At 37.1% G+C, this 14140-nt stretch carries 11 protein-coding genes; 3 read left to right on the forward strand and 8 right to left on the reverse strand.

The genetic code is table 11. From position 1 onward, the window contains the following. Nucleotides 1-512 precede the first annotated feature (512 nt). The 3 genes from serS to B5E95_RS05140 form a co-directional block, all read right to left on the reverse strand. A complete protein-coding gene (gene serS / locus B5E95_RS05130) occupies nt 513-1820 on the reverse strand; it encodes a serine--tRNA ligase (RefSeq protein WP_087176361.1) in 1308 nt (435 codons plus the stop codon). 225 nt (nt 1821-2045) lie between these two features. Beyond that, the gene (locus B5E95_RS05135; RefSeq protein ID WP_087176362.1) at nt 2046-2597 is read right to left on the reverse strand and encodes a GNAT family N-acetyltransferase; all 552 of its coding nucleotides are present in this window, start codon (nt 2595-2597) and stop codon (nt 2046-2048) included. Continuing rightward, nucleotides 2597-3205 (reverse strand): TVP38/TMEM64 family protein, encoded by a 609-nt coding sequence (locus B5E95_RS05140; RefSeq protein ID WP_025006305.1) that lies wholly within the window; start codon nt 3203-3205, stop codon nt 2597-2599. The genes B5E95_RS05135 and B5E95_RS05140 overlap by 1 nt, the downstream gene beginning before the upstream one ends. Before the next feature lie 129 nt (nt 3206-3334). Between B5E95_RS05140 and B5E95_RS05145 the strand changes: the two genes are divergently transcribed. From B5E95_RS05145 to B5E95_RS05155, 3 genes are all read left to right on the forward strand, one after another. Next, nucleotides 3335-4129, forward strand: a complete 795-nt coding sequence (locus B5E95_RS05145) for an alpha/beta hydrolase family protein (protein WP_087235737.1) — start codon at nt 3335-3337, stop codon at nt 4127-4129. Nucleotides 4130-4131: 2 nt separating this feature from the next. After that, nucleotides 4132-4995, forward strand: a complete 864-nt coding sequence (locus B5E95_RS05150) for a helix-turn-helix domain-containing protein (RefSeq protein WP_087235762.1) — start codon at nt 4132-4134, stop codon at nt 4993-4995. 79 nt (nt 4996-5074) lie between these two features. Continuing rightward, on the forward strand, nt 5075-6457 hold the full coding sequence (locus B5E95_RS05155; RefSeq protein WP_087235738.1) for an NAD-dependent succinate-semialdehyde dehydrogenase: 1383 nt from the start codon (nt 5075-5077) through the stop codon (nt 6455-6457). Nucleotides 6458-6608: 151 nt separating this feature from the next. On the opposite strand, the gene B5E95_RS05160 is transcribed toward B5E95_RS05155, so the two are convergent. The 5 genes from B5E95_RS05160 to B5E95_RS05180 all read right to left on the reverse strand — a co-directional run bounded on the left by B5E95_RS05160 (nt 6609) and on the right by B5E95_RS05180 (nt 14107). Beyond that, a complete protein-coding gene (locus B5E95_RS05160) occupies nt 6609-7652 on the reverse strand; it encodes a zinc ribbon domain-containing protein (RefSeq protein WP_087235739.1) in 1044 nt (347 codons plus the stop codon). A gap of 157 nt (nt 7653-7809) precedes the next feature. Beyond that, the gene (locus tag B5E95_RS05165) at nt 7810-11514 is read right to left on the reverse strand and encodes an MMPL family transporter (RefSeq protein ID WP_087235740.1); all 3705 of its coding nucleotides are present in this window, start codon (nt 11512-11514) and stop codon (nt 7810-7812) included. A 4-nt stretch (nt 11515-11518) separates the two neighbouring features. Further along, nucleotides 11519-12091: a TetR/AcrR family transcriptional regulator gene (locus tag B5E95_RS05170; RefSeq protein ID WP_025006300.1), complete on the reverse strand. Its 573-nt coding sequence runs from the start codon at nt 12089-12091 to the stop codon at nt 11519-11521. Between the two features lie 135 nt (nt 12092-12226). Next, a complete protein-coding gene (locus B5E95_RS05175) occupies nt 12227-13177 on the reverse strand; it encodes a serine hydrolase (protein WP_087235741.1) in 951 nt (316 codons plus the stop codon). A 12-nt stretch (nt 13178-13189) separates the two neighbouring features. Further along, nucleotides 13190-14107: a magnesium transporter CorA family protein gene (locus B5E95_RS05180; RefSeq protein ID WP_056945472.1), complete on the reverse strand. Its 918-nt coding sequence runs from the start codon at nt 14105-14107 to the stop codon at nt 13190-13192. Nucleotides 14108-14140 lie beyond the last annotated feature (33 nt).

Here is a 14140-nt window from a genome sequence, read left to right on the forward strand (position 1 = left end):
GTCTCAAATTTATTGCTTGCGAATTGACTTCGCTTCTTGTTTGGGTTCTACACCCGCACACTTTTAGCGAAACTTTGTTCAGTTTTCAAAGTACTACCTCCGTCTGGCTGAACCAGACGGCTTTTATATTTTATCAAATCTCAAATCCTTTGTCAAGAACTTTTTTGATTTGTTTTTTTCATCATCAGGCGATTTCTTTATCACCCGACGACAGTTAAATATATTACACGGTCAATCCTTATTCGTCAAATCCTAGTTTTTGTTCGAATTAAACATGAAACGCTAGGTAACGTTGTAACAATTACTATTTATATTGTCTTTTTCAAATCTCATATATCTTGTTAATTTAATTACTTTTCAAATAAATAGTTCGTCTTTTGCTGTATTTTAGTTTTAAATTCATCAAAATTTTTTCAAAAAAATTTTGATTTTTTGCATTTTTGCTATTTCAGGGCGAACAAAAAGACCCAAGAACGCTAATTCTTAGGCCTTTTTCTAATTATTTTCTTCTACTAAATCAAACTTGATTCTTTAGTAATCTTCTTCATACCATTCATGTATGGTACAAGAACATCAGGAACAGTTACTGAGCCATCTTCATTTTGGTAGTTTTCCAAAATTGCAGCTACTGCTCTACCTACAGCTAAACCAGAACCGTTCAAAGTGTGTGCTAAGTGAAGCTTGCCATCTTCGTCACGGTAACGAATTTGTGCACGACGAGCTTGGAAGTCAGTACAGTTAGAACAACTTGAAATTTCACGATACTTGTCTTGTGCAGGCATCCAAACTTCAAGGTCGTAAGTCTTTGCACTAGTGAAACTTGCATCCCCAGTTGACAAAGCAACTACGTGGTATGGCAAGCCCAACTTTTGCAATAAGTGTTCGGCATTGTGAGTTAACTTTTCAAGTTCATCCCATGACTCATCAGGCTTACATACCTTAACCATTTCAACCTTGCGGAATTCGTGCATTCTGATTAAACCACGAGTATCACGACCAGCTGAACCTGCTTCACTTCTAAATGCTGGTGATAAAGCAGTTACGTTGATTGGCAACTTGTTTTCATGAATGATTTCATTTCTAAAATAGTTTACCAAAGGAACTTCAGCAGTTGGAATCAAAGTCAAATCACGTGGCTTATCTGGATCGTCGTTATCTACGATAGTGTAAACATCTTCGTGGAATTTAGGGAATTGACCTGTACCTTGCATTGATGCATCGTTAACAAGGTATGGTGGAATAACTTCGGTGTAGCCATCCTTAGTGTTTTCATCAAGGAAGAAATTAAAGACAGCACGTTCCAAAAGTGCACCTGCACCAATGTAGTAAACAAAACGTGCACCTGAAACTTTAGAAGCACGATCCCAGTCTAAAATACCAAGGTCAGTACCAATGTCCCAGTGAGCTTTTGGCTTGAAGTTGAACTTAGTTGGTTCATCCCACTTACGAACTTCTTCGTTGTAGCTATCATCAGGGCCGATTGGATCTGAATCTGCTGGGAAGTTAGGCAATCTAAGCAAAATGTAGTTTTGCTTTTCAGTTAATTCAGTAACTTCTTTATCTAAATCCTTGATTTCCTTACCTACTTCACGCATAGCTTGAATAGCATCACTTGCGTCTTCTTTGTTGCGCTTCTTTTCAGCAATTTGCTTAGAAACGTCATTACGCTTAGCCTTTAATTGTTCACTCTTGGTTAAATCCTTACGACGCTTAGCATCGATTTCTACCAATTCATCCAATTCTTCTGGCTTAATGCCACGTGTAGCTAACTTTTTCTTTGACCAATCGAGATTCTCACGAATCACCTTAATATCAAGCATTAAAAAACCTCCATAATGCAAAAAAAGAGCCGACTCATCCCTTGCTTGGGACGAATCGGCTCTTACACAGCTTCGCGGTACCACCCATCTTCAGTCTAATATAAACTGCACCTCTTAATAGACGGATAACGACGCCAAACCGTGCAACTATTAATTGCCCATCTTAACGAAATCTGGAAACGACATCCATTCACTCGCACCAACCGTGAACTCTCTGAAGCAGTCTTAGGATTTCATGTTTGCGTCTATTTTAAGCCATTCTGCTTGTTTGAGCAAATAATATTTTTCTTGATACGAAAAAAGTGTACTAATCTGCGAATAATCTACGGTATAAACATACTGAAATCCTAGTTTTTCCAACAGTTTCTGCGACTTTTCATTATTTACAAAAGTGCCTGCCCAAATTTCTTTTTGTCGTTTCTTTTTAAAAGCATAATTTAAAATTAAATGCAGCGCTTCCGTCATATAACCATGGCCTTCAAAAGCCTGATCTAGCAAAAAGCCAACTTCTTTTGTTTTTAATAAGCCGCTTTGTTCATCTAAACCACGTTCATATAATTCAATCAAGCCAATCGTCTGATCATTTTGACGCAGACAAATAATATAGCTCTCTGGACGGGCCATATACTGCTCTACGCCCCGCTGGGCTTCTTCTATATTTTGATAATTCTCAAAGGCAGCCAGATTATGATAGCGGGCATTTCTGCCCCACTTCAATAATTGTTCTGCATCTTTTTCTTCAAATCTTCTTAAATATATTCTCTTTGATTCCAGCATTATTTACCCATCAACTTCAGCAGCCATTCTGCACCATACTGCAAGCCAAAGCTATAAGCAATAATTGTCCACGGCTTGCCTAAAACAATTATCCAAAAATAGGTCCAGAACTTCATTTTAGTTAAGCCCGCAAGCAAACAAAGCACATCATCAGGCGCAGCAGGTGCAACAATACAGATGGCAAAGAACCAATTAAACTTCTTCTGATTTTCAGTCCACTTCATATATTTGTCTAACGTTTTTTCCGACACAATATGCAAAATGAATGGACGACCATAGTGCCGTGCCAAAAAGAAGTTAATAATCGAGCCAATACAAATTCCGACATAATTATAGATAAAACCGGCAATTGGTCCAAAAAAGACTACTCCGCCTAGTAGCGACACACCACCTGGAATAATAGGAATTACCACCTGAACAATCTGGATCAATACGAAAATAATCGGTCCCACAATTTGTTTATTGGCTAAATAAGCACGCATCTTATCTTGATCAGTAAATATCCCTAATCGATACCAATAGATGACCAACAGAATAATTACTAATCCGCAAACCACTGTAGCAATATTAATTAATTTTCGACTCGCCTTAGCTGACAAATGATGCATCTTTTTCGCCTTCTTTCATAACTTTAATGCACTAATTCTATCAAAAAACTAAAAAAGGCTTTATTAACTTATCTGCTTTTTAATTAATATATAATATTCTTGATAGTACAAATGAAAGGAACACAAATCATGGTTGTCATTAAAAATAATATTATTTATGACGAGAATAAAAAATTAGGAGCTGATATCTACTACCCAAATGATACAACTTCTGAGACTAAAATTTTAATCTTTTGGCATGGTGGCGGCTGGTTCCGCGGAGATAAAAAAGACGTTAAGAAGATCGGCATTAATTTAGCTAATGCAGGGTTCATGACTTTTATTCCTAACTATAGCTTAGCTCCAGCTGCTCATTTCCCAGCTGCTCATGATGATGCACTTCATTTTGTCGATTGGCTATTAGACTCTGATTACACTGATAATGATGATATCAAAAATATAGTCCAGATCGGTGCTAGCGTCGGCGGGACAATGGCATTATACGTAGCTGGTAAGTATGGCTTTCCAACTGTAACTTGGTCTGCTCCTGTTGAATACACTAATTGGATTAAAAACCATCAGGAGGTTAAACCTTCACCACAAGCAAAAGAAGATTTTGGTATCACTGATCCTACTCAAATTAGAGCCTCCTTTTACAAATACTTCACTTTAACTTATACCGGCTCAGATAAATCTGATATTTTACAAAAGCTTGATGCTCAATCATATGATTTTTCTAATTTAAATAAATTAATGATGATTAACTCTGCAGATGAACTGACGCCATTATCCACTACGCTAGATTTTATTAAATTCTTAGCTAAGCAAAATCATGGCGTCCAATTATTGGTTATTCCAGGACATGGTCATGCCATGGATTATAGTCAGGATTACATTGATGAATCCCTCGACTTTTTGTATCAAACAATTAAGAGACAAAAATAATGATAATCGATATTAAAAAATTCATTCAAATACGCAAAGCACAGAAACTATCACAAACTGATCTTTGTCATGGCATCTGTACGCAATCAACTTTAAGTAAATTTGAAAATAATGGGCAAGTACCTTCCCTAAAAATTCTCAATCAGTTATGCGATCGTCTGCACATTGAAGTTGGCTACATTATTAACCGTAGTGATGAGCAACGAATCACGCAGCTATTATTTGATGCAGATTTTGCATTTATTAACTTTGACTACACTAAAATTTTGAACTTATTGTCCGAAGTTAGTGAAGATACGCTTAAACGTAAAGAAAATCAGGTACACTATCAATTTTTACGGGGACAATATGCTCTGAAAAGTGATCGCAACGAAATGAGTGCCTTGTTCTATTTCAATAATATTCTGACAACTAAAGATTTACCTAAAAACGATATCTATCGCTTGCTCGCACTCAATGGTTGTAGTCAGATTTATGCAAACCAAGGTGAAATGCAAAAAGCAGAGCATTATTACAGCCAAGTACTCAAAAATATAAAAAGCGTTGAAATCAACAATCCACTGACCACTTTGCATGCCCTTGCCATTTTATGCGATGCCAGTGAATTCTATGGTCAACGCGAAATGTACAAAGAATCTAATTCACTTTTGCGTTATGCCTACAAGATCGGAACTGAAAAACACGTAATTTTTTACATGGCAAGAATTCTTTTGCAACAAGGTGTCAATGATATAGCCCAAAATAAAAATAAAGAAATCATTAGCCAGCACTTGCATGACGCCTGTGCTTTTGCCCGTATCAACCGTAATAATATCACGCTAAACAAGGCTCGAAAGCTAATTAAAAATTTAGACGATGTAAAATAGCTGAGTTTTTAATGTAAACATTTTATAATAAAAACAGAATTTATGCGGATAATCTTTTAATTGAACGGGGGAAAATAAAATGTCTAAATATCAATCAATTAATCCATACACTAACGAAGAATTTGCTAGCTATGATAACCCTACTGCTGAGCAAGTAGAAGAAGCTATTAATCTAGCACATACTTTATACAAAAAATGGCGTCATGAAGACCCAAGTGAACGTGCTAAGTTTTTACATAAAATTGCTGATGCTTTTCGCGAGCATGAAGACGAATTAGCTAAGATGATGACCCTGGAAATGGGGAAAGTGCTGCGTGAATCAAAAGAAGAAGTCGAGTTATGTGCTTCTATTTGTGATTATTATGCCGATAACGCTGCTGCAATGCTTGAGCCTACTCCGATTAAAAGTGATTTAAGAAATGCATATTATCTAAAACAAGCTACTGGTGTAATCATGGCGTGTGAGCCATGGAACTTCCCAGTATATCAAGTTGTACGTATATTTGCTCCTAACTTCGTTGTGGGTAATCCAGTTTTACTTAAGCATGCTCATAATGTTCCAAGCTCAGCTGCGTTAATTGCTAAAATTATTAAAAGAGCTGGTGCACCAGAAGGAAGTTTGATTAATCTCTTTCTTAGCTATGATCAATTGGCAAATATTATTGCTGATCCACGCATTCAAGGTGTTGCCTTAACTGGTTCAGAGCGCGGCGGTAGTGCTGTAGCTGAAGAAGCTGGCAAGAACTTAAAGAAGTCTACAATGGAATTAGGCGGTAATGATGCCTTTATCGTACTAGATGATGCTGATCCAAAATTATTACGCAATGTTTTAAGGGATGCTAGAACTTATAATGGCGGTCAAGTATGTACTTCATCTAAGAGAATTATCGTTGAAAAATCCCGTTATGATGAAGTTCTAGACGACTTAAAGAGTATCTTCTCTGAATTAAAAGCTGGCGATCCACTTGATGATAGTACAACCCTGCCACCATTAAACTCACAAAGAACTAAGACCAAATTAGAAAAGCAGGTTCAATCAGCAATCGATGGCGGTGCTAAAGTCTTTTACCAATACCCAGAAATTGATGCTAAGGGTTCATTCTTTAGACCGATGATTTTAACTAATATTGATAAAAACAACCCTATCTTTGATCAAGAATTATTTGGCCCTGTTGCAGAGATCTATGTAGTTGAAGATGATGATGAAGCTATTGAATTAGCTAATGATTCAAGTTATGGCTTAGGCTCATCTGTCATCAGTAGTGATATCAAGCGTGCTCAAAACGTAGCGGCACAAATCGAAACTGGAATGACTGTCATTAATGGACGTTGGATTACTGCTGCTGAATTACCATTTGGCGGGGTTAAGAAGTCTGGATATGGCCGTGAATTAAGTGATTTAGGCATGATGGCTTTTGTTAACGAACATTTAGTAATCGATGTTACTAAGAGTAATGAATAGTTCAAACTAAAAAAGAAGCATTTTTGCTTCTTTTTATCTCATCTTTTTCTTGTTTAATCCTAAGCTCAAGATTCCAGATATGCCGGCAATAGCTAAACCCAAAAAAGTGTCTGAAAATATACAATATTGGTATATTTCAGACACTTTTATCTTACTGTTTAGTTTTTTCTTTTTTATCGATTAAGTTATATCCTGATAAAGCTGTAGTTAAAAAACTGGATAAAATCAAGAAATATGTAGATGCTCCAAGTGATACAGCATATGTAATCAGCTGACTGGTTAATTGACTCATGACACCAGTTGCTGCACGAGTCGAACTAGATAATTTGTAAATCAAATAGATTAAAAAGATGGTTTCAATCAATGACAAAGAAAAGGCTAAAATTTGGCTTGAGCGCGTATTTTTTAATACATTGTAAATAACAAAAATTGGAAACAGGAATAAAAACAGCCAAACTAAATAAAGCACAATTGAATAAATAGAAGATGATCCTGAAGATAAGAGTCTTCCAGCCAAGCTAAAAATCACATTAGAAATTGACATTCTCTGAGTATAGCCAACAGCTGAAACAGCTGCACCAGAATCAGTGAAAAGAACAATCAAACTAATCAAGGCAGTTAGAATAACTGATAATTGGACATAGTTGTAACGATTTCGACTATGATTTTTTATTTTATGCACTTGGTTTTCAATGCGGGGATGTTTTTGCGTAAAGCTAGTGTTTTTGGCTTTTATTTTATCCTCATGTTCATCGACCCGGTTGAAAAGATTAGACCCAACCTGATTTATCTTCTCAGTTAATCTTTTATCAACTGTATAACGTTCAATCTTTTCCTTACGATCACAAATAATATAAAGCCAAATCATTAAAACTAAAAAACTAATCCAACCAATCGCCCTTGAAAAGCTCATTAAAATTAAGAGAAAAACTCCTAGCAAAAATACTAAAGTTGCATTTTCTCTAATCCATTTGATCATTGCTTGAACAGTAGTATTTTGCTTTTCAGGATAAAATTCTGCGCGATATGCTGCACGACTGATAATTTTTTGTCCTTCATCAGCTGACTCATGTTTAGCCTTTAAATGTTGATCTGTGAAAAAATCATCACGATACTTCTTTAAGTTAAAGCTACACTTAGGACAAATATTATCCGTTTCATTGATTGCTTGACCGCAATTTGGACACGTAGTCATATTAAATCCTCTCTTCTTGGTTCTTTAACAACAATTATAACATGCAGATGAAGGCAAATAGTGACGATATGAGCGGATTTTATTAGTAATTAATTATTCTTTACTTATGGACATAAAAAAGGCTCTACAGGATTTGTAGAGTCTTTTTCATTAATTATTATTTATTGTTTTTCTTAAACAACCTACCAAAGTTGACGCCTTCATAAGTCAATTTAACTGCGGCTGATAAAGTAATTGGCAAGATAAATACCAAGATTAACAAACCAACATCAACAGTTAAAGCAACTTCGATCAAGGTTGGAATACCTGATGGGATCAAGGCTGCAAAAGTACCACCCAAGATAATTGCAGCTGATACAACAACAGTACCGATAATAGCACATGCCTTCAAGATTCTTGAACTTGGAGTTGTGTAGCCCTCAGTCTCAAGTTCACGATAACGAGTCATGAGGAAGATACTGTAGTCAACACCTAAGGCAATCAACATGATAAAGCTGAAGAATGGTGTGTTCCATGAAAGCATGTCTCTACCAAGAACAGCCTTAACAATCCATTGGTTGATTGAAAGTGAGCAAAGGTATGCGATAAGCAAAGTACCAAGAATGTAAACTGGTTGAAGAAGTGAGTGAGTTACAAACATTAAGGCAATGCCGATACCGATTAACATGATTGCGGCAGTTCTAAGGAAGTCGCCACTAGCAACTGTCTTAGTATCCTTAATCTTTGAACTTTGACCACCCATAGCAACAGTAGCATTCTTAAGAGCAGTACCTTGGAAAGTCTTCTTAGCCATTGCGCTCAATTCTTGTGATTCGTTAGTAGCTTCAGTTGCACTTGGGCTTGAATCGAAAACTACGATAATTTGAGCTGACTTCTTGTCAGGGCTGAGGTATACATCCATTGACTTCTTGAACATTTCATTCTTCAAGAATTCCTTTGGAATGTAGAAGGTATCTGCTGCAGCGGATGAGCCTAAGCCTTTCAAGTAAGTTTCACCTTGACCTAAACCACTGTTTACAGTGTCAATACCAGTAGTAAGTTCTGGAACCTTAGCAGCTAACTTGCCAGCACCCATGCTGAGTTGGCCGGCACCACTGTTAAGTTGACCGATACCTGAGATAAGAGCTGGAGCTTGGCTTGCTAATTGACCAACACCTGAGTTAAGTTGACCTGCACCATTAGCAAGAGTACCAAGACCAGTGTTAAGAGTACCTGCACCGTTGGCAAGAGTACCTAAGCCTGATTGAAGTTGACCTGCACCACTGTTAAGTTGGCCAACTCCAGCGTTAAGACGACCTGCACCACTTGCAAGACTGCCAAGACCAGTACTCAAGCGACCTGCACCACTGTTAAGAGCAGCAGCACCTGAGTTAAGCTTGTTTGCACCGGCAACACCTGCACTAGCAGCTGATTGAACTTGACTTAAGCCTGAGCTTAATTGGTTCAAAGCAGTTGCGGCACCTGGAAGTGCTTGGTTTGAAGCTTGAGCTAAAGTATTCACTTGAGTCTTCAAACTTTGAAGTTGGGTCATCAAATCACTTTGTTGCATTGCAGCCATCGAGCCTTGCAAACCTTGAGCTGCTTGAGTTGCATTTTGCATAGCTGACTTTAACTTATCAGTATTAGCACCAGCTTGAGCCTTTTGAACAACTGATTGTACCGCTTGGGTTGCAGCTGCAGTTGCTGCTTGCTGAGCAGCTTGCTTTTGATCACTTGGAACGTCTTTCACAGCTGATTGAACTGCAGCACTAATTGCTAATTGAACATCTGCTTGACTTACAGATGAACCGACACTACCAGCAGCACTTTGCAACTCCTTCAAGCTGCTTTCTAATTGAGCAGCTTGTTTTTGTACAGCAGCTAAACCACTAGTTGCAGATGAAACGTCAACAGAATTGCCTAAAGCAGCATTCAATTGTTGAATACCGCTGTTAATTTGTGGCAAAGCAGTTTGCAATGCAGCAAGTTGTTGCTTGTTTGATCCACTCAATTGGTTAGAAAGTTGTGTACTCAATTGTTGCAATTGGTTAGCCATTTGTTGGGTACCATTTTGCAAGGTCTTGGTACCAGCTTGTAAACTGTTAGCACCATTTTGCAACTTGTTAGCACCGCTTTGTAAGCTACTTGCACCACTTTGAAGTGCGTGAGTACCACTAGCCAAACGACCTGCACCAGTTTCAAGACGAGTAGCACCACTAACTAATTGATTTGAACCGTTTTGTAAACGAACGGCACCACTCTGTAATTGTTGAGCACCGTTTTGCAAACGACTAGTACCACCAACTAATTGTTGTGCACCACTTTGAAGACGACTAGTACCATCTTGAAGTTGATCTGCACCATCCTTCAAGCTGTTGGCACCATTAGCCACCTTGTTAGAACCTTTACTTAATTTACCCAAACCAGAACGAGCTTGATCAACACCGTCGTTAACAGTGTTCAATTGATTGTTTACATAAAGCATATCAATTGGTTCACCATATGGTTGAGTTACAGATGTCGCAAATGAAACATCTTTTGAGTTTTGAAGTTGCTTGGTCAATTGATCAATTAGCTTCAAGTTTTCTTCATTATCTAAACGATGCTTACTCTTAATGTACAAGTATGATGGTTCAGCCATACCTTCTGAGAAGTGTTTTTGAACTACCAATAAACCTTGCTTAGATGGAACTGAATCTGCAATTTCATCAGTATCATCGTAATTCAAGTGTCCTGAGTACATTAACATGAATGGAACTACAACTACAGCCAATACAATTAAGTAAATAATTGGATGCTTTAATGTTGAAGCAGAAATCCCATGCCAAAGTTTATCATCGCTTTCACCAGTGAATTTCTTAACTGGCCAGAACATTTTCTTACCAAGAACTGCCATGAAGAATGGGTTGAGTGTTAAAAGCACTACCAAAAGTACTGCAACACCAACCGCTACACCTACGGCTGATTGGTAAACTGAGAACTTAGCTAAACTTAATGCGGTAAATCCGATTAAAATTGATGAACCAGAATACAGGATAGTCTTACCAGCTTTGAAAAGCGCATCATGTAAGGCTTTGTACTTGTCCATCCCTTTCCCTAGATTCTCCTTAAATTTATCATACAGCAAGATGTTGTAGTCGGTACCAATACCAAAGAGGACGATAACCATGAACACTTGTGTAAAGTTTGAGAATGGGAAATTAGCATGTTCAACTAAGTTTGTAACGATTGAGAAGGAAGTAAGGAATGATACCCCAACTGTCAATAATGAAATTAGCGGAACAATTGGTGACTTAAAGACAATTACCAAAACAATGAAAATAAATACAACGGTAATAGCTTCAGTCTTCTTAATTCCTTGCTGGATTGAAGCAGAGAAGTCATGTTGCAAAATATCAGCACCAGTTACATAAGTGCGAAGACCTTGCGTCTTGGCATCTCTGTTCATTTGATTGTAAACTTCCTCAATCGTGCCATGACTCTTAGCGATATTAAATTGCGCTACCCAAGTCGTGTCATCTTTTGATTGAAGCTTCTTTCTCGTAGCAATATTGGAATCTGGAAGAAGTGAATCCTTAATTCCATACTTGTGTTTATCATTCGTAAACTTGTCAAGCGTATTGTTGATGGCCGCTTTATCAGCCTCCGTTAGCTTGCCGTGTTTCTTGTTAAAAACAAGTGCTACTTCATAGGTGTTCTTCTTTTTTGCACCCCAATTGTTTTTGATAGATTGTGCCACATTGCTTTGTACACTGCTTGGAAGTGTAATGTCCGAGTGGGCATTAGTCAGTTCCTTGATATTAGGCAAAGCAAAAATGGAAATTATCAATATCAAAACCCATGCAATTAAAGAAAAAACATGGTTTTTCAGAAATTTCTGCACTTTCCTATTTCCTTCCTATTTGTAATTCAGGTACTGGTTCTACAAGTCGCAGAATCATCTCATGATAATTACGATTAGATTCATCCTTTGTTTCATCAACAAATGAAGAAGAATTATCCAAAAAAACGTAACCCAATACAGCGCCAATTAAAGCATGGAACGAAATGGCACTTTCTTTTCTAAAATTAAGCCTCTCGCCCAATTTGATCAGATCCAAAATCTCTTGGCTAATTGCCGCATCCTTGGGATATTCATTCAAGTGATACAAAATGCTTGATAAAGCCTGGTCACTCAATAAAAAATCCCGCACCGTATCAGCAAACTTAAGCAATGCATCCCTGCCAGACAAGCCAATCAAGTCATCCATTAATTGATGCCGCAAAATTTTAATCTCCCTTGCACCAACTAAAGATAATAATTGCTTGCGACCAGATACATAATGATATAGCGACTGCGAGCGCACATTTAATGCCTTTGCCAAAGCTGGTAAAGTTGTAGCACTCAACCCCTTTTCACTAATCAACTTAGTTGCTTGATCAATTATTTTATCCAAATCAAGATTTCTCTTTTGTACCATAACGTCCCTCCTTTTCCTAGCATACTAGATAATATATCACTACAATTTGAAGATTACAATCTACAATGTGTAAATAAATGCTTTTTCTAATAAAAAAATAATGAAGCCCTTTTCAAGCTTCATTATCTTTATTTCTTATTTATGTTTTTTATCAAACCAGGTGTTAACATTCTTTTCTAACTTATTAAAGTTCTTATTGTTGCTGCTCCAAACAGCTATACAGTAATTTCCTCTGCCTTGAACAATTGCCGTAGCAAAATCATTATCACCTGTAGCATAGACACCACCAGTGATGCCTTTAACCATCTTGATTCGCTCTTTTGACTTAGCTAAAGTACTCAAGACCCTGCTGGCATATTGTCGATTCAAGACCCGTCCTTGATAAAGACCAATCATGGTTTTAGCTAAATCATTAGCAGTAGTTTTACCATAATTATCGCCATTAAAGTTCTTGGCAATAGTAGTCTGGTCAGCTCCCATTCTTTTAGCAACTGATTCAATATTTTTAATGCCAATTTCTCTTATCAAAGCATTGGAAGCCGTCTTATTATTCTTCAACATAGCTTCACGCAAGTAGGCAAGGCCATAAGCCATATTAACTTGGAACATGCCATCGCCCTTAGCTTTATCTGCTTTTTTAATTTTAACAGCAGTTTTAGATCCCATCTTACCCTTTTGCTCTTGTTCATAAAGTGCAATCAACAAGAACAATTTCATGACATCTTTAGCGTCATGGGCTTTGGCAGTATTAGATACAACGGCATAGCGACTAGAATTATTCAAATCTTGCACGGCAACTTGATAACTATCATCAAGTCCCATCACATTCTTAATCAACTTAACCAGTTGTTTATTACTACCGCTTTTAGCCTTAACATGATTCGAGTATTCAATCGAATTAACTTTAGGTTCTTTAACCTTTTTTACTTTTGGCTCTTTAGTTTTCTTTTTGCTTTTCTTAACTTTGCTAGTTGTCGGTCCCACGATCTTCAATTGTGCATTTTCAACTCGTCGCATGTTGCTCGTATACAAGATGAATGCCAACAGAGTAGAAATAATCGAACCTACCAATATTTTATGTTTCATAAGATTTCCTCTTTAAAAGAAGTGATGCTTTTTCATCAAAACGACCAGCCAAACCATTAAGACGACCATCAAGACAATAATTAAAATCCAGTCAAACGAATTCTTTAAAATAGGTAAACTAACATTCATTCCGTAGAACCCTGTCAAAATAGTTGGAATCGTTAATACCAGTGACCAGACCGTCAAAAATTTCATGGTATCGTTCAAGTTATTGTTCATCATGTTATTTGAGGTAGCCGACAGCGTCTTGGTGACTTGTTGTGAAATCTGAACCATTTCTGCAGACTGGCTTGACTCAATGAGAACGTCATCAAGTCTTTCACGCGCATCCTTAGTAAAGTCTAATTTGCTATGGTCCAAACTGTGAAGCATCATCAAATCTGTCTGAATTGAACTGGATAAATAAACTAAACTTTTTTCAATATTAGATAATTCAACCAGATCTTTATTATTAATATCATCAGATAATTTCTGATCCAGACTATTACGCTCAACATCCAATTGAGTCACAGCACGCTGGAAATATTGTGATGAATAAAGGAAGAAGAGCATTAACAGCTCTGTTACATCTTTAGCCTCCGAAAGCCGTTCACGCATGTGTTCATCATTGAATTCATCAAAAACATAGCTAGTTGATTCCGTATGGAAAGTAAAGACATTCTCACCAACAACTAAGAAAGTGATTGGGTGTGAAGTGAAATGTTTAATTGTATTAGTTGGCCAAATAGGTACATCATAAACTAACAGGTGACTATGCGTATGCACATCATAGTCATAGTGAGGACGTTCGTGACGGTCGGAAATATAAGAAATAATATCCGGGGTAAAATTGAAGTCTCTTTGCAATTTCTCACTATCTTCTTCACTTAAGTTGTTGATGTCGTACCACTTATATTTTGTTGGTACGGGGAAATTTTGTTGTCTAATCAACCAGCTCACCTCTACTTTTTATTCGCTTCTTAA

This window comes from Lactobacillus gallinarum (assembly GCF_002160635.1).
Taxonomy (GTDB): Bacteria; Bacillota; Bacilli; order Lactobacillales; family Lactobacillaceae; genus Lactobacillus; species Lactobacillus gallinarum.

Bases quoted from the DNA above. Each gene is read 5' to 3' on its own strand.
- serS (WP_087176361.1), bottom strand. From the start codon at position 1,820: ATGCTTGATATTAAGGTGATTCGTGAGAATCTCGATTGGTCAAAGAAA.
- B5E95_RS05135 (WP_087176362.1), bottom strand. From the start codon at position 2,597: ATGCTGGAATCAAAGAGAATATATTTAAGAAGATTTGAAGAAAAAGAT.
- B5E95_RS05140 (WP_025006305.1), bottom strand. From the start codon at position 3,205: ATGCATCATTTGTCAGCTAAGGCGAGTCGAAAATTAATTAATATTGCT.
- B5E95_RS05145 (WP_087235737.1), top strand. From the start codon at position 3,335: ATGGTTGTCATTAAAAATAATATTATTTATGACGAGAATAAAAAATTA.
- B5E95_RS05155 (WP_087235738.1), top strand. From the start codon at position 5,075: ATGTCTAAATATCAATCAATTAATCCATACACTAACGAAGAATTTGCT.
- B5E95_RS05160 (WP_087235739.1), bottom strand. From the start codon at position 7,652: ATGACTACGTGTCCAAATTGCGGTCAAGCAATCAATGAAACGGATAAT.
- B5E95_RS05170 (WP_025006300.1), bottom strand. From the start codon at position 12,091: ATGGTACAAAAGAGAAATCTTGATTTGGATAAAATAATTGATCAAGCA.
- B5E95_RS05175 (WP_087235741.1), bottom strand. From the start codon at position 13,177: ATGAAACATAAAATATTGGTAGGTTCGATTATTTCTACTCTGTTGGCA.